Below are 25,236 nucleotides of genomic sequence, written 5' to 3' on the forward strand. Positions count from 1 at the left end.
GGAACAGCGCGAGCCGAAGACCCCGGAAGAATTGTTCTTTGATTCTGAGGAGGCTGAGGCCGTGCCCACGGAAAGCGAAGTATTCTGCTGAAGCGATTGTATAGCACTCGATTCAATTAGAGTGGATGAAAGCAAATCCTAACCCAAGTTACGTCGATTCTATAGTTTTTGTGTCAAACCAACGATCTATTAAAAACAGTCTTAATCAATGTGAATCATGTTACTATAAAATAATAAGTTAGTTACTTTATGTAACTAACTTATTACAAATATCTTCAGATGTCAAGAATGAGAATTTAGCAGAGACTAAACGTGCATTAGCTAATCTCTGTTTCAATAAGTTGAAATGTCGTTACGTCAACAAGGCCACGATTCGATATCCGAGTATCTGGTATTACTGGTAAAGCAATCAGAGAGAATGTCATAAACGGTGCATGTAACGGGCATCCAACTTTTTTCCATGCTTGTTCTAATTGGTTCACTTCTTCTACCACAACTTCTAATGGCTGATCAGACATTAAACCTGCAATTGGCATTTTCACATGAGCTAAAATCTCCCCATTGTCTACAACAATCATTCCTCCACCTGATTCGGCTAATTTATTTGCAGCAATCGCCATATCTTCTGAATTAGTACCCATAACAAGAAGGTTATGACTATCATGTGCCACAGTTGATGCAACCGCTCCACTTGTTAGCTTAAAACCATTTACAAAACCCAAAGCTATTTGACCAGAGGCATGATGGCGCTCAATACAAGCAAGCATAAGCACGTCATTTTCTAAATCTGATTGGATGACCCCATCTGTTACTTCTAGTTCGGCAACAGTTTTTTCTGTTCTAGCACTGTTTTCAATTACTTTTATTGCATTGACTTTTGTTTTAGGGTTCGTAGTTTTCGAGTGTAACAAAAAATCACCGGGTTGAAGGTTACGTTCTAGATTCACCGACTTCTTCACATGTTCAGGGTAATTAAATTCAGGGAAATCCGCAATAACATGATTATCTTCCACGATAACTTGTCCATCAGCAATAATTGTTGTAGGCTCTATCTTTTGCAAGTCTTCTATCAACAAGATATCCGCACATTTCCCAGGACTTATACTACCTATATCAGTATCCATCTTAAAGTAACGAGCGACATTTATCGTCGCCATTTGAATTGCGGTTATTGGATCTACACCTTCTTCAATAGCGCGACGAACAACATGATTTAAATGCCCTTTTTCCACTAGTGTTTGTGGATAAACATCATCCGTGACGAGCAATATGTTATCCGTGTTAACTAGGTCCTCAGTTACGATTTTAATTACTTCTTTGACGTCATGCCAAGCGGATCCCTCTCGAATCATCACATGCATACCTAGACGCAGCTTCTCCAATCCTTGTTCCCTGGTTACTGTTTCATGGCAAGAACTTACGCCAGAAGCGATATAAGCCTGTAACATTTGATCAGTTCCATCTGGGAAGTGTCCAGTCACAGTTTTGTTTGCCCTTATCGTTTCCTCTATTTCTCCAGTCATTTTGTCATTGCCATAAATGACACCTGGAAAATTCATTACTTCGCCCAATCCGACAACATTATTCCAAGTGAGACCCGCTTTAATATCCCGAACAGTTAATGTTGCACCAGCGTCTTCTAAATCATCAGTCGCAGGAACACACGATGGAAAGGTAGTAAAGACTTTTAACGGTAACTGCTGGCCCTCGTCATGCATTAGCCGAACCCCTTCAACTCCAAAAACATTAGCTATTTCATGTGGGTCCATAAAAATTCCAGTCGTACCCTTCGCAATTGCCGCTTTGGCAAATTCAGTAACCGATAGCATCGAGCTTTCCACATGCATATGCGCATCCATTAACCCCGGCGTAATGTACTTACCTTCTGCATCAATTACCTTTGTTTTAGGGCCGACAGTATGACCGACATTTCCAACATAAGCTATTCTACCGTGACTGACTGCTACATCTTTTCCTTCTAACAATTCGCCTGAGATAACATTAACTAGTATTCCGTTTTTGATGATTAAGTCAGCTTTCTCATCCCCTAGCGCAACCTTTGCAAGCATTCTATTGACTTCATATAATTTTTTCATTCTCTTTAAATTCCCCCTCTATAAATTATTGCTTGATATTAGAAATAGATAAATTGCGTTTTAATAGTACAAAAAAAGCCTAAGGCAATCTGTACCTAGGCTGTTCCACATGTATATGAGGTGCACGAAATACTATACACCAATTCTATCGATGTATTAATCACGCACTTTTTCCATACATGTAGTCCAGTGATGTGGTCACTCGGTAGAGACGCTTGGACCATATTTCCAAGCATATACATGAATAATTCTATTTTACGTACTCTATTTATTATACAGGAAGTAGGATGGAGATGGCAAAAACCCCTTTTCCATCTCCATCCACTACTTTATTTTACAGAAATCTTTCATTCAAAAAGTGATATACGCCGTCCTGATCGCATGTGTATTCGGTAATTTCATCAACAACTTCTTTGATCTGATCAGGAGCATTTTTCATTGCTACAGAATAGCCAGCATGTTCAAACATTGGTAAATCATTATTACTATCACCGATAGCAAGAATTTCTTGTCTATTTATATCATAGTGATCTAACATATGTTGGATTCCAGTAGCCTTATTTACATTTGCAACCATTAACTCGACATTATGTTCAGATGAGATGGATGTTGTAAAATCAATCTGTTTTTTTAACTGGTCTAATTTATTCTTCCAGGCATTGATATTATCCTTCCTTCGACTAAAGAAGTAAAACTTAGAAAAGTTATCACTATCTAAAGCATCCTTCCAAACTATTTCATCTTCGATTGCTTCTTTTCGTGATGACCATTCATTAATACCAACACTATCAGGTTTAGAACCACTAATCTCCGCTTCAATAAAATGTCTATCCTCTTGTAGGCTTATTCTAGGTCCTTGATTTGGGAATAGCTCATAGTAAACCTTTTCTTCACGAGCCATTTCAATAACATGGTTCACTAAGTCCATCGGAAGTGTGTTCTCAACTAATAGATTTCCCCCTACATGGACAACCATTCCATTAGAACTTACAATTCCATCAACTGTAAAACCCTCAGGAACTAACTCACTAATTTCACCATACGATCTCCCTGTTGCAACAAAGACAGGAATTCCATTTGTTCGTAAATTATCAATCACTTGTTTAGTTTTTATAGTCACTCGATTATGATGGTTTAAAATTGTACCATCCATATCTAAAAATATAGCTTTAGGCTGAAAAATCACACGTATTCCCCCACAATTTTTTTGATCTCTATTTATCCAAATAGTAAGTATCTAGTATATATCTTTTAAATAAATAGATAAACTTTTTACAATAATGATTCTGCTCCATCGATGAATACTTCGATTCCAGTAATATGAGCCTTCCTATCCATATACTTTCCAAGCTACACGCTACTATGTACGCAGAAGGCTACTACAGCACCTTTTCAAAAACAAAAGCGGAAGCGCCTTGTTAGCCCCTCCAAGCTTAAGGCGACCTCAAAAAAATCCCGGCTAAGTATATTAACCGGGATGAAAAGCTACCTTAATTTGTTTTTGTATCTAATGACTCAAGCTTAGCTTCTATTTCTGCTCTTTTGTCTTCAAAAAATGGCGGTAGGGCTACACTCTCACCCAGATGTTCAACATCTTCATCTGTTGCAAATCCAGGTCCATCTGTTGCTAGTTCAAACAGGATACCATTTGGTTCTCTAAAATAAAGTGATTTAAAATAATAGCGATCGACAAGACCTGAATTCGGAATACGTTGTTTCTTTATTTTATCCTTCCAAGCTGACAACTGGTCATTATCATCAACACGAAAAGCTACATGATGAACACTTCCTCGTCCTGGTTTTTCTTTAGGAAGATCGGTACGATGTTCTAAGTGAACCTCAGCACCTGTACCGCCCTCTCCTATTGAAAATACCTGAATTTCAGGTTGTCCATCTACAAATGCAGGATATTTCCCGGCATAGTTAAAACCCAAAACTTCAGTTAACACTTTTACTGTTGGTTCTGGATCTGGAACTGTTAATCTCGATGGTCCAAGACCAATTATCCCTTTACCTCTTGGAACAGGACTCTTATCCCAAGGAGTTCCACCTGCAACGCCTTGATTCGTTTGATCGGAAACTAAAACTAATCGTTGTCCTTCAGGATCTTGAAAATGAAGAACCAAACGACCAAATTCCTCTTTAATAGTCTCATGTTTCACATCATATTCACCAAACCGATTCTCCCAAAACTCAAGCGCATTATCATCTGGTACACGTAATGATGTAAATGATATGCTGTTGTTTCCTTGATAGGTATTCCCTGCTCTCGGTATCTCAAAGAAAGTAAAATCGGTACCGGGGTTGCCAATTTCATCAGCATAAAACAAATGGTACATACTTGTATCATCCTGATTAACTGATTTTTTTACTAATCTCATGCCAAGAACTTGTGTGTAAAAGTGATAATTGTTTTTAGCGTTAGCAGTGATTGAAGAAACGTGATGAAGTCCTTTTATTTCCATTAAATCACACTCCCTTTATATTGCTTTTTTATTTATTTCATAGGCTATTTTCTACAAGAGTGGGACTGTAGTTATTCATCCCACCGAAGATGTTTATTGTTGTTTCCGAGTATTGAATCGTAACGAGTAATTTCTATAGACTGCGACGTAACTACTGAGTAGATTTCCGCTCCGGGCAGTCGCTTTCCGCGGGCACGGCCTCAGCCTCCTCAGAATCAAAAAACGATTCTTCCGGGGTCTTCGAACTCGTGCTGTTCCCACAGGAGTCTTCGTATTCTGCCTACGCTGGACATGGGTGTTCTGATTAATGAGTGCCAATACACCGTAAAAAACAACATTTCGTGGGGGTCTTCCCACTTGAACAAAAAGCTATTCTAAGCGGAGGAAATACACGAAGACTCCTGCGGGAGGAAAGGCATAGATGAGACCCCGCAGTGCGCAAGCACGAGGAGGCTCAGCAGCCACCCGCGGAAAGCGAAGTGTATTTCCGCAGCGCTGATTTAGCACTCATTTTAGAAAGAGTGGAAGAAAGCAAAAGTTACGTCGCAGTTTCTATCAACTGTGAAGGTTTACATAATTTAAAGCAACAATACTCACGAAGAGTCTTTGCTTAATATAACTATACTATCCCGATTTTCTAGTCAACTATTAGATTTTTAGTACATGTAAATAGTAATTCAATTTTATCTCGATTTCAAGATAAATGTTTTGTTTCGTGTAAAAAAAGAAAAACGACCAGCCAATTTTGACTGATCGTTTATTCGATAAACTTAACTCCCGAAGTATTTTTCTGCTTTTTCTAAATATACTTCTTGTTCAGGAGATAAATCATATTCTTCCTCAATTGCATCAACCGGGCATACCGCCACACAAGCACCACAATCAATACAAATGTCTGGATCTATATAAAATTGATCTTTTCCTTCTTCTATACAATCAACTGGACAAACCGATACACATTCGCCAGCTTTTTCAGTTTCGCATGGAGCTGTTATTACAAAAGCCAAGGTTAATCCCCCTTACAGTATAGATTTAACTCTACCTAGATTTAGTCAATTTCATATTACTGATTTTTCTTGCAGCTGCCGTCCGCATAAGGTAACTATGAAATTGATTCAGGTTAAATAACATTTCTTGTTAAGTAGCAAGCAATGCGCTTCTAATTATAACAAAATAATGCCACTAGAGATACCACCACTCTAAAAAGTCATCTAGCAAAAAAGAAAGAAGGCGTCCATAAATGGGCGCCTACCTATAATTATACTTTATTCATTTCGTCTGGGTCTGCAAAGGCTCTTTGATTCGTATCAAGTCCATCGATCACTTTGATATCCTCCGCCGTTAATTCAAAATCAAATACATCAGCATTAGCAATAATTCGGTGTTCCTTTGTTGACTTTGGTATCACTATTACCTCTTTTTGTAAGACCCAGCGAATAATTATTTGTGCTGTTGATTTACCATATTTCTCTGCAAGCTTAATAAGTGTTTGGTCATCCAAAAGCTGGCCTTGTTTTAACGGGGACCATGCTTCTAGTTGAATCCCTTGTTGTTTACAGAAGTTATGTAAATCTTTTTGAGCGAAATTAGGATGGAACTCCACTTGGTTCACCATCGGCTTAATGTCAGCATCACTAATTAAATCTTCTAAATGATGTTCTTTAAAATTACTTACACCAATTGCTCTGATTTTTCCTTGTTTATAGAGCTCTTCCATTGCTTTCCAAGATTCTTTATAGTTTCCTACAGCAGGAGCTGGCCAATGTATTAAATATAAATCCAAGTAATCTAACCCTAGCTTATTAAGACTTGTTTCAAAGGCTTTTATTGTTGATTGATATCCTTGGTCACCATTCCATAGCTTTGAGGTTACGAACAATTCGTCTCGAGCAATGCCCGATTCTTTAATCGCTTGACCTACCCCTTCTTCATTTCTATATATTGCAGCAGTATCAATACTTTTGTAGCCATTTTTTATTGCGGATTTAACGGAGCTTATAACCTCTTCTCCATCCTCAACTTTGAAAACACCTAAACCTAACCACGGCATCTTCACTCCATTGTGGAGTGTTGTTGTAGCTTGTAGATTTTCCAGCATGAAAACGCCTCCTTCTCACTTTAAAACCATTCTCTCATAAATTTTTGATAAATTAAATAGTAATGCTCCCAGGAAAACCCTCCTTGATTTGTAGCAATATAAAAACGGACTTTATCTCTACCCTCAAATTACTTTTTTCTTGGGGAACTAATATTTTGTTCTACAGCTAATTTACGAGCCGATTGAACGGCGCCCCACAATGTCGGTAACATAATTATTGAAACCGGAACTGCTGTTACCACAATCGAGTTTTGGATTGCAGAAACACTATTTTCGCCAATCGCTAATAGCATGATCGACATTAACCCAAATATCAGCACCCAAAACACGCGAATCAATTTATGTGGTCTATCATTACCCGTTAGCGCTACAGCTACAGTATATGAAATAGAATCAACTGTGGTAGCGACAAACACGAGAGTAACGAGAAGAAATCCAATGCTTAAGAAAAAACCTAATGGAAGCTGACCCATAATTGACATTACTGCGGCCGGCATTCCTCCTTCATTAAAAGGTTCAGATATTACCCCAGGATTATCAAGTTCAACTTTAAGCCCTGTTCCTCCGACAACAGTGAACCAGAAGTTTGTAACTAACGGCGCAACAATTGAAACCGCAATAATTAGTTCTCTAATCGTTCTACCACGCGAAATTCTTGCAATAAAAATAGACATCATTGGTCCATATCCAAGGAACCAGCCCCAGAAAAAAACGGTCCACCAACCAAGCCAAGCCTCATCACCTTGATACAAAGCCATCGTCAACATATTTTGGAGATGAAATCCCTCTGCTGAAACAAACTTATTTAATATAAACATTGTTGGTCCGAGAATTAGGATACATATAGCTAAAAACACGGTTAAACCAACATTCATTCTACTTAAAAATTGAATTCCTCGGTCAACTCCAGTTGCCACAGAGATTGCAGCAATTATTATTAGACAACTAACAATAATAATGTTAGTTACTAATGTATTAGGCACATCAAATAACCAATGAATACCGTAGCCCAGTTGCAATCCCAAAAAACCAATCGGTCCCATTGTTCCAGCAGCAACAGCTACAATTGCTACAATATCTGCAATTCCACCAATAACATTATTTGGGCGAAATATTTTTTCACCAAATACTGGATATAAAAACCCTCTTGGTTTCATTGGAAAACCTTTATTATAATGAAGATACATTAGAACGATGGTCGCTAATGTTCCTAAAATTGCCCACGCTAGGAATCCCCAATGCAAAAAACTTTGCGCTAATGCTGGATCAACACCAGCTAAAGTGGATGAGTTATCATCGAATAAAGGCGGAGTTGTGATAAAGTGACTCAACGGTTCTGCTGCAGCCCAAAACACACCTCCGCTTGCTAGTAGCGTACATAAAATCATCGCAATCCACCGGTAATAGCCATTTTCAGGTTTATTCTTTTTACCTAGCCTAACTTTTCCAAGCTTGCTAATAGCTAAACCAAGACCAATAACAAAGTTTGCGAGTAAAAGTACTTCCCAATAGGAACCGAAGTACTTGGCAGAAAAGGCAAATGATGTATTTATCCACAATTCGACCATTTCTAAGTCAATCATTGCCAAAATTACAAATAATACAAGTAAACCTCCACTTATAATAAATACAGTCTTATCTGTTTTATTTTCTTGTGGCATTATAATCCTCCTAGACGTCAACATTTAAAAGTAATCTCTATCGACCTGTTCATTACCTTTCCCACTTACTACAAATTTCATTACTGATTTTGCACTATCGATCTTTAATTTAATTAAAGATAAAAAAATCTCTCTAGTTTTGCAAATTCAATTTGCAAACTAGAGAGAGAAGAGTTTTATTATAAATATTATAAATATTACTGTTACATTAGTTCCTTTTATTCCTTAACTTTTGAAGTAATACCTTGTTCTGCTCCTAGTTTACGGGCAATCTGCACCGCACCCCAAAGGGTAGGTAACATCAGGATTGAAACCGGAACTGCTGTTACAACGATTGAATTTTGAATAGCAGAAATACTATTTTCACCAATCGCTAATAATACAATCGACAATACACCAAACATGATTACCCAGAACACTCGAATTAGCCTACTTGGTTGGTCACTTCCAGTTAACGTAACCGCTACTGTGTATGAAATTGAATCAACAGTTGTTGCAACGAAAACGAGTGTCACAAGCAGGAATCCAATTGCTAGGTAAAAACCTAATGGTAATTGGCTCATTATCGCCATTACTGCAGCCGGCATTCCTCCTTCATTGAAAGGAACGGAAATTGAACCTGGAGAGTCTAATTCAGCTTTAATTCCGGTACCACCAACAACAGTAAACCAAAAGTTGGTAACTAGTGGAGCAACAATAGAAACGGCAATGATTAAATCCCGAATTGTTCTACCACGTGAAATACGTGCTATAAATATTGACATCATTGGTCCGTATCCTAAGAACCAACCCCAGAAAAAGACCGTCCACCAACCTAGCCATGCTTGATCTCCTTGATATAGAGCCATTGTCAGCATATTTTGGATGTGAAATCCTTCTGCAGAGACAAATTTATTAAGAATAAACATCGTTGGTCCAAGAATTAGCATACAGATTGCTAAAAATATGGTTAAACCTACATTCATTCTACTTAAAAACTGAATACCTCTATCAACACCGGTCGCAACAGAAATTGCAGCTATTACAACTAGAGCAGTAATAATAATAATATTAGTGACTAATGTATTAGGCACATCAAATAATGAATTTAATCCATATCCAAGCTGTAATCCTAGAAATCCAACAGGACCCATTGTACCAGCGGCAACAGCTACAATGGATACAATATCTGCTACATTTCCAATAATACTATTTTTACGGAATATTTTTTCACCAAAAACTGGATAAAGCATTCCTCTTGGTTTCATTGGATATCCTTTATGATAATGAACATACATTAATACTATCGTAGCTAACGTTCCTAGGATTGCCCAAGCTAGAAAACCCCAGTGAAGGAAGCTTTGCGCTAAGGCAGGCTCGACACCAGCGAGAGTTGAAGAATTATCATCAAATAATGGCGGGGTCGTAATAAAATGACTCATTGGCCCTGAAGCCGCCCAAAAAACTCCACCACTTGCAAGTAGTGTACATAAGATCATTGCAACCCAACGATAATATCCATTATCAGGCTTATCTTTTTTACCTAAACGGACTTTGCCATACTTAGAGATTGCTAACGCGATACCAATTACAAAATTACCCAATAACAGAAGTTCCCAATAAGAACCGAAATATTTAGCAGAAAATGCGAAAGAGGTGTTAATCCACCCCTCCACCATTTTTAGATCAAACATAGCTAATACTACAAATAGTATTAACAATCCTCCACTTATAATAAATACTGTTTTGTCTGTATATTTACTTGATAAATTACTTTCACTTTTTTGCACTTTTTTCCTCCTAATTTTGTTAGGAGCAAGTGCCTACAAATTCTTCTCTATGTCTATTCATTGCAGACTATTAGATGGAAATTATTCACTCATTTAATAAATTTCATGATTAGAAAAACTTTGATTAACGCACCTATCTCAGTAACGAAAGCCTTAGTTTCACTTATACTACTACCATTTTTATGATTTCCTGATAGTAGAACAAAAGATTATAGAAACTCGAATAATTTTTCAAGTCCGAAGACCATCGGCTTGCTCACTATATTTTTTCTACGATTTAACTACAATTTTTTATCTTTTGTTCAAGTTGCTGAAGGCTAGATCACCCTTTCATGATACTACCTCTATTACACAAGTTCCTATTATATATATACGTCCTAAATTCGTCAAATGAAATTTAAGACCATAATCAAGAAGCTATTCATATATTTTTCACCTTAACTACAGATTCATTTATTCTTCTTTTAAACTTAAATACCAACTGCATTTTTCTTATTTTTTCAAGAAACGAAAGAGGCAGTTGAACAAATGTTGTTCAACTGCCTCTTCTCAATTTTGTTAATGCCCTTTTTGTACAGCATGTATCTTGTAATGAGTGTATTTATCTTTTGGTACCATATCAACGAAGGAACTAACTTTACCTAGGGAAAACATGGTCAGTTCATGCATCGCCCTTGTCCCTGCAGTATAAAAAAGATTACGTTCCAACTCTTTATTATACTGAGCAGCTGATGCGTTATAGATAATGACAGCATCAAACTCGATCCCTTTAGCGAGATAAGCCGGAATCACCATTATTCCTTCTTGGAACGTATGTGTTTCTTGACTCATTAGCTTGACATCTAGCTTATTTTTCAGTTGCTGATGGACCTTTTCGCTTTCTAGCATTGTCTTACAAATCACTGCAATTGTTTGATAGCCTTTTGCCTGAAATTTATTGATCTCTTGAAATAGTTTATCGTATAAAATAGCGGTGTTATCCACCTCCATCAATACTGGTTTTTCACCATCACGGTTAAACGCTTCAATTAGATCACCTTTAGGCATAAAGGATTTAGTGAATTCAACAATCGGTTTGGTTGACCTGTAGCTACGTGTTAATGTAATTCTTTCATGTTTTTCTTTCATGTTTTCGGATAATAATGTTTGATGATGAAGCGAATGTGCATAGATAGCTTGATTTATATCACCTAACAGAGTCATTCGACTGCTAGGAAACAATTTTTTAAGATAGGCAAATTGAATCGGAGAATAATCCTGAGCTTCATCAATAAATAAATGCTGAATCGCTCTATTCCCATTAAAACCAACCACCATCTTTTTAAAATATAGGTAAGGTGTCGCATCTTCCCATGTTAATCGTTTTTCTTTTAGGTCTTCAATTGTTTGGTCACAGATAGATTCCCAGTACATAGGTAAATTTTCTCTACTATAATTAGCATCTTTGGAATCCTCTAACAGTTTTATATAGGTATTCTTACTATCAACAAAGAACAAGCGCTTGATTTTCTGTTTCAACGGCTTCATTCTATCTGCCACCACTTGCATTCTTAATAAACTTTCCTCTCGCTCAAAATCATCGAAGGTATCTTCAGAGAACTTATTTTCTTCTTGTAGCTGATTATGAACGTTCAAATAGTCCTCTTTATCTAATAGTTCGCTTTCTTCAATTACCCAATCCTTTGACCTTTCGATTCGCTCAAAGTCCTTTAACCTAGACAACAACCATTCAACGACAGCCTCCATCCGATTTGGAATTGATAAGCTCTTATCTAACGAGTAGAAATATGTTTTAATTTCCTTATTCGTTATTACTTTTTCTCCTCGGAATGTAATGTTTTTAAACATTAAACCGTCCGTTTCTAACTGACGAATAAAGCCATCAATTTGTTGTTTATAAGTCAGACTTGCCTTGTAACTGATCCCATCAACCCTGGTACTATAACCGTCACCTAGACCATTCAGATAAAATTCCATTTGTTCAAACGGGGTTTCTACATCAAATTCATTACCTAGTTGTGCATCGACGTATTGATGAAACGTCGTCTGCCTCATGTTTTCTTCTCCTAATTCAGGTAAAACAGTAGCCACATAACTATTAAATAATGGGTTAGGTGAAAACAAAATCATATTTTCCGACGATAATACTTCACGATACCGATATAACAAATAAGCAACCCGTTGCAGTGCAGCGGATGTCTTTCCGCTTCCGGCTACACCTTGGACAATAAGTAAATCACTTTTTTCATTTCGAATAATTTGATTTTGCTCTCGTTGAATTGTTGCAACGATGCTTTTCATATTTGTATCTGCATTATTCCCCAAAACGGTTTGAAGGAGATGATCACCAATCGTTAACCCAGTATCAAACATTCCTTTAATTTTTGAATCACCAATTATAAATTGTCGCTTCAGTTCTATTTCACCTTCAATTGCCCCGTCAATCGTTTCATATTGGGCCTTTCCTGGAGGGTAATCATAATACAGGCTAGATATTGGCGCCCGCCAATCATAAATATAAAAATCTTCATCCTTTTCATCCATTAACGATGAAATTCCAATATAAATAGGTTCAGCGGAAGGTACCTCGTTTTCTTTAAAATCAATTCGTCCAAAGTAAGGTGAGTTGTGCAAGCGTTCTAGTGTTATTAGCTGCTCACTTACCTGACCGTGACTTCTTTCCCGCTCTGATAAAAATTCAGCTTGTTGCTTGAGGCTAGCCTGGGTTTCGATCACATCATCAGGGTCATCGAGGTTAACCGTAACATCTTCCCAGAAATTTTTTCTAATATCGATAACTCTTTCCTTTAGACCGCCAACTCTTTCTTTTAGTTTCTTTATTTTTTTATTAATTTCTTCGACAACGATATTGACACGTTTTTGTTCTTCAATCCAATCTTTATCTTGTTCATCCATTACAATGCACCTCAAATCCGCACTATATCTTGACACTAGTTACTATTTTTGATATTATTATTCGTTTGCAAAATGAATTTTTAATTACATTAAATCATACCATTCAAGACCTATGCTTTCAAGACTTTAGTATAGGCAAGTAGGGTGAAATATAACCCAAAAGTTACCACCTTACATCCGTGATGGAAGGTGGTTTAATTTTTCCTCAATGCAAACGCATCTGATAAGAGCTGGTAGCTTTTTACTTTTGTATGAAAGTCAAACATCATAGTAGCCAAAATAAATTCATCCGTCTTATATTCCTCACTATACTGAAGTAACGTCATCTTTATTTTTTCTGGTGAACCAACCACCATTCTCTTTCGGTTTTCATAAACGAGCTGTCGGTCGCTAGTTGTAAAAGGATAGTTAACGGCCAGTTCAGGAGATAAAATCCCTTTACTTTTTTCGCCCCTCGCAACCTTAATAAACTCGACATCCATACTAGAAGCTAATCGCTCTGCTTGTTCGTCAGTTTCTGCACAAACCACAAAGAACCCAACTATGGAATGAGACCTTTGCTGCAGTAGTGATGGCTGAAACATCTGCTGATAGTTTTCAATGACCTCTCCCCCGTGCTGGCCACTAATAAACTGGGCATAAGCATAAGAAACACCATATGTAGAAGCTAATCCAGCACTCCCGCCACTAGAACCTAAAACAAATAGCTCGGGAATCGTATCAATGTCAGGCATTGCCTTTAATCCTTGAAAACGGTGGCCCTGACCGTTTGATCCGGTTAAATAGTAAATAAGATCTTCAATTTGTCGGGCAAATTGATCTTGATGATTCGCCTTTCCTTCTTGTAATGCCATCGTAGCAAGCGGTATCCCTCCCGGAGCTCTTCCAACACCCAGGTCAATCCGGTTGGGATATAATGCTTCTAGTAACCGGAAGTTTTTAGCAACCTTATAGGCACTATAGTGCGGTAACATAACTCCTCCAGAACCCACTCTAATTGCCGATGTATTTGCTGCTATATGAGGAATTAGTATTTCTGGGCTTGAGTGTCCTTGCGTCTCTAAATGGTGTTCAGACAACCAAAACCTATGATATCCTAATCTTTCTGCTATTTGAGCTAACCTTACTGTATTAATTATTTCTGTTCGTGCACTACTACCTTCAGGAATTGGGGTTTGATCTAATATGCTTAAACGAACCATATTTCATCTTACCTCCCCTTTAGAATACAGTTTAAGAATGTTCTATTCATTTTAGTACTGTACATAGGTATTCATGCATGATTTATTTAACTTAATCGCTTTAGAATACAATTATTCATAAGTGTTTATCCTGCTGAATCGTTTATCCGAGATAAGTTTGCATAAAAACCATTTTGTTTCATTAATTGTTGGTGACTACCTTGTTCAACTATCTCTCCATGATTTAAAACGATAATTTTATCGGCACGCTGAACAGTATTCAATCGATGGGCAATAATAAAGCTTGTTCTTCCTCTCATTAGCTTCGTGAGTGCATCCGTTATTTTCATTTCAGTTATAGTATCAATACTACTTGTCGCTTCATCCAAAATAAGTAAAGCAGGATCAGCCAACATCACTCTAGCAATTGAAAGTAACTGCCGCTGCCCATGACTAATTTGCCCGCCGTCAGCACCCAATTCGGTATCATACCCATTAGGTAGTTTCGAAATAAAAGAATGGGCATTAGCGTTAATCGCTGCTTTTTTAATCTCTTCATCAGTTGCATCTAATCTTCCATAACGAATGTTTTCTTTCACTGTTGTATCAAACAAAAAGGAATCTTGTAATACAACTCCGATTTGACTCCTTAAACTGTGCCGTGAAATGCCATTAATATCTTGATTGTCAATAAATATTTCACCTTTTTCCACTTGGTAAAATTTTGAGAGCAATGAAGTAATCGTTGTTTTTCCAGCCCCAGTTGGACCTACTAATGCGATTGTTTCTCCTTGTTTTACATCGAAGCTAATGTTTTTTAATATATCTTCACCAGATTCGTATGAAAATGAAACAGATCTGAATTCAACATCACCTTTTATACTAGAAATAGGCTCTTTATTCGGGCTATCTTTATCTTCTTCTGGTTCATCGATAATATCAAATACTCGTTCAGCACCTGCAACAGCTGACAAAACTACATTAAACTGGTTAGCTAAATCATTTAACGGACGTGTGAATTGCCTTGCATAGGTTGAAAAAGTAACAATAATCCCAATTGAAATCATACCATTTAAAGCAAAAACCCCACCAACACCTACGATAATCGCAAAACTTAAGTTATTTAGGCTGTTCATCACTTTAGGAATAAAACCAGAATAGACCTGGGCCCAGTAGCTTGCATGCATCACACGTGCATTCTTACCTCTGAATTCATTAATTACCCGCTCTTCCTGCGAAAACAATTTAACCATGTGATGACCAGACATAGTTTCTTCAATATATCCATTCATTTCACCTAAGTACTTTTGTTGTTCCTTGAAATATCTTCCCGTTCTATTTGTAATCCAGTTCATACCCCAAATCATCAAAGGCACAATGACCATTGTCAACAACGTAAGTAGAGGACTTAACCACAGCATGACAATTACTGTACCGACAAGCGTAAGAAAACTAGTAGCTAGTTGAATTACCGATGAATTTAGTGTCCGGCTAATATTCTCTAAATCATTCGTTAGTCTACTCATTAACTCTCCGCTTTGCCGGGTTTGAAAATACAGAATCGGTAGCTGCAATAAATGAGTAAAAAGGTGATTTCTCATTGTAAATATCGTATTTTGAGCAACAGTGATCATCCAATAATTCTGAAACCACAAAACAATTGAGTGGATAATAAAAATCGCAACAAGCGTAAAGATTATTGTAGTTAATGCCGATGGGTTTTCATTTACGACTAATAAATCCACGGCAACTCCAAGCAAATAAGGTCCGAGTAGTGATAGTGCAGAACTTATTACAACAAAGATGATAGCCAGATTAAACAAAAACTTATCCGCAGCCATGTACTTCCATATCCGATAGACGGTTTCCCCAATATTCCCAAGCGATGCTCTTTTTTGTTGTGATTTCGGGCCATCTTGCAAATTAGAATCTGACTGATTATTTTTAGTTACTGTTTTACTCCGTTTATTTCTAAACATCAGATTCCACTTCCTTGTTGCTGTGATTGATACATTCTTTTGTATAATTGATTATTTTCCAGCAGATACCCATGAGTGCCTTGATCGACTATTTTGCCATCATCTAAAAGTAGTATTTTATCAGCTTCCATTACTGAGCTTATTTTTTGTGAAACAATTAATGTAGTGCACGATTTCTTTTTAATCGTTTCTATTACGTTCGCTTCGGTATCTGCATCCAGCGCACTTGTACTATCATCTAAAAGTAAGATACTCGGATTTCTGACAAACGCCCTCGCTAAAGTAATTCGTTGTTTCTGTCCACCTGACAAACTCACACCTCGTTGCCCTATTATTGTTTGATATCGATTGGGCAAGCTCTCTATATACGAGTGAACGTTGGCATCCTTAGCAGCCTGAACGATGTCACTTATACTCGCATCGTTATTACCCCAAGCAATATTTTCGGCAATTGTGCCTGAGAATAATTGCGACTCTTGCGGAACCATTGCAATCTGATTTCTAAGTGCTTTCAACCTTAAAGATTCTATTGGACTATCATTTATTACTATTCTTCCTGCTGTTAATGGGTACAAACGAGGAATTAGCTGTAATAACGTCGATTTACCAGAACCTGTTTCACCGATTACGCCAATTGTCTCACCAAACAAAACCTTGAATGATAGATTAGAAACAGCATAAACACTTGAATTTGGATATGTAAATGATGCCTTTTCAAACCGGATTTCTTTTGGAATACTCGGCATATCATCAGGATTTTCGTCATTTGTTTCATCCACTTGATGATCTAGGACTTCTGTAATTCTAGAGGCAGATGCCTTCCCCCTAGAAAAGTTCATAATTAAAAATGAGAATACACCAAATGATCCCATCATCCTGGTTGCGTAATTAATAATCGCCACTATCTCACCAGTTTTTGCTCCTCCCACATTTAACTCAATTGCACCAAACCAAATAATTAAAACCATACTGATATTCATGCCTAACATTACTACCGGCATCGTTATTTCCATCAGTCGAAGCGCTCGTTTATTGTCATCCATCAACGACTTATTAACCATGTTAAATCGTTCGTTTTCATGTTTTCCACGGTTGAATGATTTTACTAGGCGCACACCTAATAAGTTTTCCCGCAAAACTGAATTCAAAGAGTCTAGCTTTTTTTGCACTTTCCGAAACAGTTTGACGCCTTTAAATAATATCCAAAACATGATAGTGAAAAGTATCGGGACTGCTATTACTAAAATTATTGCGAGCTTGACATTGATTGTAAATGCCATGATTAAACCACCAATAATAAACAAAGGTGCCCTCAGCATGATTCGCATTGCAGTAAATAAAAATGCTTGTATCTGTATCACATCGTTCGTCATCCGTGTAGTTAATGATGAAGTAGAAAAGGTTTGCATTTGTAATGTTGAAAAGGATTGGACATGACAAAACAAATCGCTTCTTATGTCATGGCCTACACCTTGGCTTGTTTGAGCAGCAAAAAATGAACTTGCAATACCAGCCGCAAAAGCCAGTATCGTCAAGATTAGTAAGATTGTTCCCCATACTACGATCGTATTGATGTCCTTATTAACAATACCTTCATCAATAATAGTTGCCATCACTACCGGTTGGACAAGTTCTACAATTAGTTCTATCACCATTAGAAACAGAGCTATCGATGTTGCGATTTTATAAGATTTAACGTACGTCAGTATTTTCTTCAATACAATTCCTCCGATAACCCAACTATACCTTCTATTATATAGAAAACTATTCTTAAACTCTATGTTCTGGTTTAAACGATAAAACCGAATATTTTTATGCAAAATAAGTCAATTGTAAAGACGCGGATGTAAAAAAATTGTTAAATTTATGTAAATATACTAGCTTAATCAAGCAAACTATAGCATAAGTATAATTGTCATCAAAAAACATATTTTCAAAGGGGGGATCTATTTATGAAAAGGTTTTTATCTATTATTCTAGCTGTAGCTGCAGTGCTAGCTATTACTGGTTGTAGTGACGACGATACTATTGTAATGGGGTTTGTACCTTCACAAGACTCTGATGAGATTGCAGATACAGTTGAACCGTTAGCAGAAAAACTTTCCGAAGAACTTGGTGTTGAAGTAGAAGGTCGAGTAATGACAAATTATACCGCACTTGTTGAAGCAATGGGAACAAATGAGGTCCAAATCGGATTTATCCCTGCGTTCGGATATGTGTTAGCCAACCAAGAACATGATGTAGAAGTAATTCTTAAATCAGAGCGTTTTGGCAGCGGGTCTTATGTGGCGCAATACATAGTGCGCGCTGATTCAGGTATTGAGACACTTGCCGATTTAGAGGGAACTACTTGGGCGTATGGCGATCCTACTTCCACTAGTGGATATCTATTCCCTGCCGCACAAATTATGGACGAATTTGATGTTGAAAACCCAGAAACTGACTTCTTTGCTGAGTCGATGCAAACTGGCGGACATGACCAATCAGCTATTGCTGTTTTAGAAGGAGAAGCTGATGTAGCTACGACGTTTGATGATGTGAGAACTGGACTTGAAGAAGATTACCCAGAAATTATGGATGAAACAAAGATACTAACCTATACAGATGACATCCCTAACGATACTATTTCGGTAACATCAGAACTAGATGACGAACTAGTGCAACAAATTAAAGAAGCTTTCTTAAGCTTTAATGACAATGATGAAATGATTGAAATTATGAACGACGTCTATAATTGGGACGCAATCATCGAAGCTCGGGATAGTGAGTACGATGTTGTTCGTGACACATTCCAAAAATTCGGAGATTCAATATCTGTAGATGATCTTTAAAATATATTAAATAATTATTTATAGAGCTACAGGAGAGAAGCTACCTTCTCTCCTTTTTTCAAATTTTATGTCAATCACTATAATGATAAAAAGTAAGTTCTAATCTAAATTATCCAAGTACATGTGGAGGTAAATCATGATTGAATTTAAAAATTTATCCTTAGTTTATCCAAATGGGAACGAAGGGCTTAAAAATATAAACATTAAAATTAACGAAGGCGAGTTCGTTGTTATTGTCGGCTTATCTGGTGCTGGTAAATCAACATTCATCAGAAGCATTAACCGCTTGGTAACTCCAACGGACGGAGAATTAATTGTTGATGACGAAGATATATTGAAACATAATGGGAAATCTCTTCGGGCATTACGCAAAAAAGTTGGTATGATCTTTCAAAGCTACAATCTAGTTAAACGATCTACCGTATTAAAAAACGTAATCTCTGGCAGATTGGGGTACACCGGTACCTTTAAAAGTATTTTTAATATGTTCCCGAAAGAAGATATGCAGCTAGCCTACGAAAACTTAAAACGAGTAAATATTGAAGAAAAATTATATAGTCGCGCAGATGAGTTAAGTGGCGGACAACAACAACGCGTTAGCATTGCTCGTGTTCTAACACAACAACCAAAAGTAATTTTAGCTGATGAGCCTGTTGCAAGTTTAGATCCACCAACATCTCATCAAGTAATGAAGTACTTGAAACGCATAAATAAAGAAGACAATATCACAACTATTGTTAACCTTCATTTTATTGATATGGCAATGGAGTATGCTGATCGCATTATTGGAATGCGCGCTGGCGAAGTCGTCTATGACGGCCCAGCATCAGAGGTAACTGAAAAAACATTTGAGGAGATCTATGGTCGAACCATCCGCGAAGATGATATACGTGGAGGCGAGAATAATGACTAATCCCGAGCAATTTACACCAAAGAGCCTTTACCCTCTGAAAACAAAGCGAACCATGACAATAGCTTTTATTACAGTAATAGGGTTTTACCTAATTAGTTCAATAACAACGGAATCTTTTATCATAAATTTCTTTTTAAAACTAAGCAATATTACCGATTTAGTGGGACGTTTCTTCCCACCAGATTGGGGCTACATTACTAACGTATGGCCAAAACTATTTGAGACTATTCATATGGCAATCATATCTACCACAGTTGCCGTGTTTATAAGTGTTCCTTTTTGTCTGTTAGCTGCTCAAAATATTACCACGAATAAATGGTTGTATAACATCATGCGAATGATTCTAAATATTATCAGAACAATACCCGATATCATTTTAGCTGTTGTTTTCGTTGGCTTGTTTGGAATCGGTGTATTTTCAGGAATTATCGCTTTAATTATTTTCGCTATTGGTATTTTGGTAAAACTAATGAGTGAAATAATTGAATCAATTGACATGGAACCATCAGAAGCAATTAGAGCGTCTGGAGGTAACACAATTCAAACGATTTGGTATGCAGTAGTACCCCAAGTATTACCTCAGTTTATCTCTTTTAGCCTTTATGTATTTGAGATAAATATTAGAGCATCTGTGGTTCTCGGATTAGTGGGTGCCGGCGGGGTTGGCCAACTTATTAATAAAGAAATTAATTTCCTCAATTATCCAGCAGTCTCCACAATTGTGTTAATCATTTTTGCAGTTGTTATTCTAATTGATTATATCAGCGGCAAATTAAGGGAGGGATTAGTGTAATGAAATTTCAACTTCCTCCTAAACCAAAAAAGACATCTACAGTAGTAAAGAGGTTTATTATTTTGGCGGCCGTTATCGCCCTTTACACCTGGACATTCACCAGCGTAAATATATCATGGGATCGGGTTTTCAGTGAACGGACCCTTGAAAAATTTAACCGAATTATCCCACAATTCTTTGATCCAGCGTTTGAAGAAACAGGCACTATATTAGTTAAAATGATCGAAACCATCTTTATAGCATATACAGGCTCACTGGCAGCAGCAGTTTTAGCCGTCCCACTCGCTTTCTTATGTGCTTCAAATATGGTTAAAAATAAATGGTTAAACACCCTTGGCATGTGGATACTAGGAGCTGTTCGTGCCTTTCCCGAAATAATTCTAGCAATTATTTTCGTTGCCGCTGTTGGACCTAATCCATTTGCTGGTGTACTTGCGATTGCAATCGGCTCTACCGGGATGCTCGGTAAATTATTTTCAGAAGTAATTGAATCGATTGACATGAACATCATTGAAGCACTTGAAGCAAGTGGTGCCAATAAGTTGCAAATTTTATTTTATGGAATCATGCCACAAGTTCTGCCGGAATTTCTATCCTACGCTATCTATCGATTTGAAATTGATGTACGTGCTTCTTCCGTACTCGGTATTGTTGGAGCCGGTGGTATTGGAACATTAATTACATTCGCTTATCTGAACCGTAACTGGGATGAAGTAGGCATGATTTTACTAGTAATTATTATTGCTGTAACAATCATTGATCAGATTTCAGGATATATACGTAGACGTCTAGTCTAAACACCAAACGACCACTTCCTCATTTAAAGGAAGTGGTCGTTTTTAGAATAAAAATGGCAGCATACTCCTCTGACACTACCTAAACTAAATCCTTTAGTTAAGTGCAAATCACTTCATTAATCTCTTAACTTTTTATAGAATATATTTAGAGTACCGAAACATTTTTCTGAAAGAAGTGATTAATTATTACTGACCAAGAAAGAGCAGCTAAGAAAAACGTTGCCATTATGTGGTTTGCTAACTTCTTTATTGCAGGAAGTATCACGATGGTCTTACCGTTTTTATCTTTATATATTGAAACACTAGGTGATTTTTCTGACCAATATGTCCAAAATTGGTCAGGCCTTACATTTGGAGTTACATTTGTTGCCGCCTTTATCTGCTCACCAATCTGGGGAAAGATTGGTGACCGTTACGGAAGAAAATATATTCTTGTTATATCGGCTGTAGGATTAGGCGTTTCCGTCCTGCTTATGGGATTTGCAACTTCTGTACTACAACTCTTTTTACTTCGATTTTTCATGGGTATTTTCACTGGATTTATCCCAATGTCATTAGCCCTTATTTCAACACAAACCCCCAAAAACATTGCAGGAAAAGTACTTGGCACACTTCAAACAGGCAGTATTACGGGAAGTCTGATGGGCCCGCTAATAGGCGGAGTATTGGCAGATAGTATCGGTTATTCATCCACTTTCAAATGGATCTCCATAGCTTTGATTATCTCCGCGGTGTTGGTCTTGTTTGGAATAAATGAGTATAAGCTTGAGTCAGAACAAGGAGCCAAAACAAGTTACTCAAGCAAAGAAGTGCTGATGCACATTGTTAAAAGTCCTCTATTACTAGTAGTCATGTTAGTTTCAATGTTTATTCAAATTGCCCATTTCAGCATTCAACCAATCCTTTCTTTATATGTTGGAGAGTTGCATGGACCTGTAAATCTCGCCCTTTTTTCCGGTATTGCATTTTCGGCTGCCGGACTCGGTAACTTAATGATGACTAGAACTTGGGGAAAGCTTTCTGACCGCGTAGGTTATATAAAAATCCTTATTCTCTTATTGTTTATGGCTGCTATCTTTTACTTTCCTGGAGGATTCGTAACAAATATTTGGCAACTTGTCATTTTAAGGTTCTTACTTGGAGTTTCCATTGGTGGTATCATCCCAGTTAGGATGGCCTACATAAGACAAGCAGCACCAATAGCTATGCAGGGTGAGGTGCTAGGATATAACACAAGTATTCGTTTTTTTGGCAATATCATCGGTCCGATAATGGGTGGCGCAATTGCTGGCTATTACGGATTTACAGCTGTTTTCATCGTAACAAGCAGTTTGCTTCTTCTCTGTGCGATTGCACTACTAGGCACCACGCAAAGAACACCAAAAGTTGTTCAAAGCACTTCGCAATCAACATAAGGCGAAACGTGGTGATTGACTGGTTTAGCAAAGGATAAGCAAAAGGCACTATTGTTTAAACAATAGTGCCTTTTCATATTAAGAGCTAAATAGGTTGCTTATTCCTTTAAACAAATCCTCGAAAAAAGTAGCAACACTTTTCCAAAAACCGGTATTGCCTGTTACTTCCTCTATTTTATTTTTTATATCACCCGCGATATCTTCAAGTTGATTTTGAACATTACCAAAATCAATGTCAATCGCGCGCATTTTTTCAAATAAATTAGTTAACATTTCACGGTCCTCAGGACTTAACTCAATGTTCAGATTTTCTAATTGCTCTTGGACAATTCTTTCAACATCTTCTTTAGTTGCAGGATTTTGTTCAGAAATTGCTTTTTTAATTTCAGTTAGTAATTCACTTACCTTTTCTTTATCCATTCCTTCTTCATCAGCTAGGTCAGTCGCTACGTTCAACTCGTCATTAGCTACTTCCATTCGATCCTTATCTAGTGATTCTCCATCAACATTGTATGCTTTATATATCCCTGTTAAAGCAGAATGTCCACTTACTTTCACCGGAGACGCTACTTCAACTAACGCATTTTCAATTCCTGCAGTAAGTAAAGCATTTGCATACATCTCATTAGTTACTTCTGTGATATTTTCTGGATTCACTATATTTATAACTAAACCATTGCCATCTTCCTTACGGGTAATCTTAGCGGATGAATACATATTAGAACTCGCATCTCCACCAATATAATTAACAAGGTCCTCTCCAGTCACAATGTGCTCTTGAACCATTTCAGGATCATCTACATCTAATAAACTTCTTACCTGATCTCTTTGAGCGTCGGATAATGCCTCTCCAAGGACTAAAATTGGCAAGCCAAATTTTTCATTTATACTATCACTATTGTTATTACCGTCACTAGCAGCTACTACACTTGTTATAGATAGACTAATTGCTAAAATTACCGTGTAAACAATTGCCATAAATTTAAAGCGTTTAATCATAACGTCAATCTCCTTTTCCTTTGAGGTTGTCTTACCTCATTTTAATAGTATGCATTTTTTACATGAATAATGAAAGGGAAATAATAATTATATTTCATGTCATCTTTACCGTTGATAAAAGCGATTTTGATGATGGTATATCTCCTCTTTTATTACCCTATCTATTTATTGAATTATAACACAGCTAACACTAGCATCTTAAGAAGTATAGAACTACAGGTCCTATATAAATGTCAATATATTCAGTCTGAAGCCGGTTAAGACTATCATCAACGTCTTGTTTTATCTCGTAGGTCACAAAATTAAATGAGGTTATATAAAAGACCTTCTTTCTATATAGTTTAAAAGAAGGTCTTATTCCTTATCCATTATCTACTAGTCATCGTTATTTAGCGTTTAGCAATAACATCAATCTCTATTCCAATGCCCTTTGGCAGTCGACTTACTTCTACAGTTGCTCTAGCTGGGTATGGCTCAGTTAGAAACTTTGCATATGCTTCATTAATTACTGCGAAATCATCCATATTAGTAATATAAATCGTGAATTTCGCAACATTTGAAAATGCCAAGCCAGCTTCATCTAGCACCGCTTCAATATTTTTCATTACTTGGTCAGTTTGCTCTTTTATTCCTTGAACGATGTCTCCTGTTGCTGGATTAATTGGAATTTGTCCCGAAACAAAAACAAGATCCCCCAAGTCAATGGCTTGCGAATAAGGTCCGATTGCCTGAGGAGCTTTATCAGTTTGTACTTGTTTTATCATACGAATCATCCTTCCTAGTTATATAAAATATGTATCATACATGATATTTTAACATACTGCTTATTTTTAGTAGAATGAACAATAGCTTTATCAGAAGAAAGGACGGGATAAAATTGAATAAAGTTTTCTATTTAGAAACAACTGCTCATTCACAAATGGTTGATATTACTTCAAGCTTGGAAAAGTGGGTCTATGAACAAGGAATGCAAAACGGAATATTGATTGTTTCCTCCCAACACACAACAGCAGGGATTACCGTCAACGAAAATGCTGATCCAGATGTGAAAACGGACATGTTAATGCGGTTAGATGAAGTATATCCTTGGAACCACCCACAAGACAAACATATGGAAGGGAATACCGCAGCGCATTTGAAGACTAGTACAGTCGGCCATTCACAAACATTAGTTATCTCTGATGGCAGACTTGTATTAGGAACTTGGCAAGGCGTTTACTTTTGTGAATTCGATGGTCCAAGAAACCGTAGATACACCGCAAAAGTGATTGAAAATTAGTATTTGAACAAACAAAACCCATGCTCAAGGCAACTCACAGAGCA

The 25,236-nt window shown here is 37.0% G+C and carries 19 protein-coding genes and 1 riboswitch; of the genes, 6 read left to right on the forward strand and 13 right to left on the reverse strand.

Going from position 1 to position 25,236, the window contains the following annotated elements:
- Window positions 1-317 precede the first annotated feature (317 nt).
- From ade to LD272_RS13815, 11 genes are all read right to left on the reverse strand, one after another.
- Entirely contained in the window at window positions 318-2,096 is a 1,779-nt protein-coding gene (gene ade, locus LD272_RS13765; RefSeq protein ID WP_226037192.1) for an adenine deaminase, read from the reverse strand.
- Window positions 2,097-2,258: 162 nt separating this feature from the next.
- Window positions 2,259-2,358: riboswitch (purine riboswitch) on the reverse strand.
- Between the two features lie 72 nt (window positions 2,359-2,430).
- Window positions 2,431-3,282, reverse strand: coding sequence for a Cof-type HAD-IIB family hydrolase (locus LD272_RS13770; RefSeq protein ID WP_226037193.1), 852 nt, complete (start codon window positions 3,280-3,282; stop codon window positions 2,431-2,433).
- 304 nt (window positions 3,283-3,586) lie between these two features.
- Entirely contained in the window at window positions 3,587-4,561 is a 975-nt protein-coding gene (locus LD272_RS13775) for a ring-cleaving dioxygenase (RefSeq protein WP_226037194.1), read from the reverse strand.
- 770 nt (window positions 4,562-5,331) lie between these two features.
- On the reverse strand, window positions 5,332-5,568 hold the full coding sequence (locus LD272_RS13780) for a ferredoxin family protein (protein ID WP_226037195.1): 237 nt from the start codon (window positions 5,566-5,568) through the stop codon (window positions 5,332-5,334).
- 251 nt (window positions 5,569-5,819) lie between these two features.
- Window positions 5,820-6,659, reverse strand: a complete 840-nt coding sequence (locus LD272_RS13785; protein WP_226037196.1) for an aldo/keto reductase — start codon at window positions 6,657-6,659, stop codon at window positions 5,820-5,822.
- Window positions 6,660-6,787: 128 nt separating this feature from the next.
- Complete coding sequence (locus LD272_RS13790) at window positions 6,788-8,320, reverse strand: BCCT family transporter (protein WP_226037197.1); 1,533 nt, start codon at window positions 8,318-8,320, stop codon at window positions 6,788-6,790.
- Window positions 8,321-8,538: 218 nt separating this feature from the next.
- Entirely contained in the window at window positions 8,539-10,089 is a 1,551-nt protein-coding gene (locus tag LD272_RS13795) for a BCCT family transporter (protein WP_226037198.1), read from the reverse strand.
- Between the two features lie 558 nt (window positions 10,090-10,647).
- Window positions 10,648-13,005 (reverse strand): RNA polymerase recycling motor HelD, encoded by a 2,358-nt coding sequence (gene helD, locus LD272_RS13800; RefSeq protein WP_226037199.1) that lies wholly within the window; start codon window positions 13,003-13,005, stop codon window positions 10,648-10,650.
- Window positions 13,006-13,199: 194 nt separating this feature from the next.
- Complete coding sequence (locus LD272_RS13805) at window positions 13,200-14,207, reverse strand: LLM class flavin-dependent oxidoreductase (RefSeq protein WP_226037200.1); 1,008 nt, start codon at window positions 14,205-14,207, stop codon at window positions 13,200-13,202.
- Window positions 14,208-14,332: 125 nt separating this feature from the next.
- Complete coding sequence (locus LD272_RS13810; RefSeq protein WP_439647403.1) at window positions 14,333-16,165, reverse strand: ABC transporter ATP-binding protein; 1,833 nt, start codon at window positions 16,163-16,165, stop codon at window positions 14,333-14,335.
- On the reverse strand, window positions 16,165-17,883 hold the full coding sequence (locus tag LD272_RS13815; RefSeq protein ID WP_226037201.1) for an ABC transporter ATP-binding protein: 1,719 nt from the start codon (window positions 17,881-17,883) through the stop codon (window positions 16,165-16,167). Before LD272_RS13815 ends, LD272_RS13810 begins: the two co-directional genes overlap by 1 nt.
- 234 nt (window positions 17,884-18,117) lie before the next feature.
- On the opposite strand from LD272_RS13815, the gene LD272_RS13820 reads away from it, so the two are divergent.
- The 5 genes from LD272_RS13820 to LD272_RS13840 all read left to right on the forward strand — a co-directional run bounded on the left by LD272_RS13820 (window position 18,118) and on the right by LD272_RS13840 (window position 22,914).
- Window positions 18,118-18,996 (forward strand): phosphate/phosphite/phosphonate ABC transporter substrate-binding protein, encoded by an 879-nt coding sequence (locus LD272_RS13820; RefSeq protein ID WP_226037202.1) that lies wholly within the window; start codon window positions 18,118-18,120, stop codon window positions 18,994-18,996.
- Window positions 18,997-19,132: 136 nt separating this feature from the next.
- Window positions 19,133-19,909 (forward strand): phosphonate ABC transporter ATP-binding protein, encoded by a 777-nt coding sequence (gene phnC, locus LD272_RS13825; RefSeq protein ID WP_226037203.1) that lies wholly within the window; start codon window positions 19,133-19,135, stop codon window positions 19,907-19,909.
- A complete protein-coding gene (gene phnE, locus LD272_RS13830; RefSeq protein ID WP_226037204.1) occupies window positions 19,902-20,702 on the forward strand; it encodes a phosphonate ABC transporter, permease protein PhnE in 801 nt (266 codons plus the stop codon). Before phnC ends, phnE (LD272_RS13830) begins: the two co-directional genes overlap by 8 nt.
- On the forward strand, window positions 20,702-21,499 hold the full coding sequence (gene phnE, locus LD272_RS13835) for a phosphonate ABC transporter, permease protein PhnE (protein WP_226037205.1): 798 nt from the start codon (window positions 20,702-20,704) through the stop codon (window positions 21,497-21,499). Before phnE (LD272_RS13830) ends, phnE (LD272_RS13835) begins: the two co-directional genes overlap by 1 nt.
- Before the next feature lie 227 nt (window positions 21,500-21,726).
- A complete protein-coding gene (locus LD272_RS13840) occupies window positions 21,727-22,914 on the forward strand; it encodes an MFS transporter (RefSeq protein WP_226037206.1) in 1,188 nt (395 codons plus the stop codon).
- Window positions 22,915-22,992: 78 nt separating this feature from the next.
- On the opposite strand, the gene LD272_RS13845 is transcribed toward LD272_RS13840, so the two are convergent.
- Together LD272_RS13845 and LD272_RS13850 are read right to left on the reverse strand one after the other, a co-directional pair.
- Window positions 22,993-23,913, reverse strand: coding sequence for a DUF1002 domain-containing protein (locus LD272_RS13845; RefSeq protein ID WP_226037207.1), 921 nt, complete (start codon window positions 23,911-23,913; stop codon window positions 22,993-22,995).
- 389 nt (window positions 23,914-24,302) lie between these two features.
- Complete coding sequence (locus LD272_RS13850; protein ID WP_226037208.1) at window positions 24,303-24,677, reverse strand: RidA family protein; 375 nt, start codon at window positions 24,675-24,677, stop codon at window positions 24,303-24,305.
- Window positions 24,678-24,790: 113 nt separating this feature from the next.
- Between LD272_RS13850 and LD272_RS13855 the strand changes: the two genes are divergently transcribed.
- The gene (locus tag LD272_RS13855) at window positions 24,791-25,192 is read left to right on the forward strand and encodes a secondary thiamine-phosphate synthase enzyme YjbQ (RefSeq protein ID WP_226037209.1); all 402 of its coding nucleotides are present in this window, start codon (window positions 24,791-24,793) and stop codon (window positions 25,190-25,192) included.
- Window positions 25,193-25,236 lie beyond the last annotated feature (44 nt).

The organism is Aquibacillus saliphilus (genome assembly GCF_020404745.1).
Lineage (GTDB): Bacteria > Bacillota > Bacilli > Bacillales > Amphibacillaceae > Aquibacillus > Aquibacillus saliphilus.

Bases quoted from the DNA above. Each gene is read 5' to 3' on its own strand.
- ade (WP_226037192.1), bottom strand. From the start codon at position 2,096: ATGAAAAAATTATATGAAGTCAATAGAATGCTTGCAAAGGTTGCGCTA.
- LD272_RS13775 (WP_226037194.1), bottom strand. From the start codon at position 4,561: ATGGAAATAAAAGGACTTCATCACGTTTCTTCAATCACTGCTAACGCT.
- LD272_RS13785 (WP_226037196.1), bottom strand. From the start codon at position 6,659: ATGCTGGAAAATCTACAAGCTACAACAACACTCCACAATGGAGTGAAG.
- LD272_RS13790 (WP_226037197.1), bottom strand. From the start codon at position 8,320: ATGCCACAAGAAAATAAAACAGATAAGACTGTATTTATTATAAGTGGA.
- helD (WP_226037199.1), bottom strand. From the start codon at position 13,005: ATGGATGAACAAGATAAAGATTGGATTGAAGAACAAAAACGTGTCAAT.
- LD272_RS13805 (WP_226037200.1), bottom strand. From the start codon at position 14,207: ATGGTTCGTTTAAGCATATTAGATCAAACCCCAATTCCTGAAGGTAGT.
- LD272_RS13810 (WP_439647403.1), bottom strand. From the start codon at position 16,165: ATGTTTAGAAATAAACGGAGTAAAACAGTAACTAAAAATAATCAGTCA.
- LD272_RS13820 (WP_226037202.1), top strand. From the start codon at position 18,118: ATGAAAAGGTTTTTATCTATTATTCTAGCTGTAGCTGCAGTGCTAGCT.
- phnC (WP_226037203.1), top strand. From the start codon at position 19,133: ATGATTGAATTTAAAAATTTATCCTTAGTTTATCCAAATGGGAACGAA.
- phnE (WP_226037204.1), top strand. From the start codon at position 19,902: ATGACTAATCCCGAGCAATTTACACCAAAGAGCCTTTACCCTCTGAAA.
- phnE (WP_226037205.1), top strand. From the start codon at position 20,702: ATGAAATTTCAACTTCCTCCTAAACCAAAAAAGACATCTACAGTAGTA.
- LD272_RS13840 (WP_226037206.1), top strand. From the start codon at position 21,727: ATGTGGTTTGCTAACTTCTTTATTGCAGGAAGTATCACGATGGTCTTA.
- LD272_RS13845 (WP_226037207.1), bottom strand. From the start codon at position 23,913: ATGATTAAACGCTTTAAATTTATGGCAATTGTTTACACGGTAATTTTA.
- LD272_RS13850 (WP_226037208.1), bottom strand. From the start codon at position 24,677: ATGATAAAACAAGTACAAACTGATAAAGCTCCTCAGGCAATCGGACCT.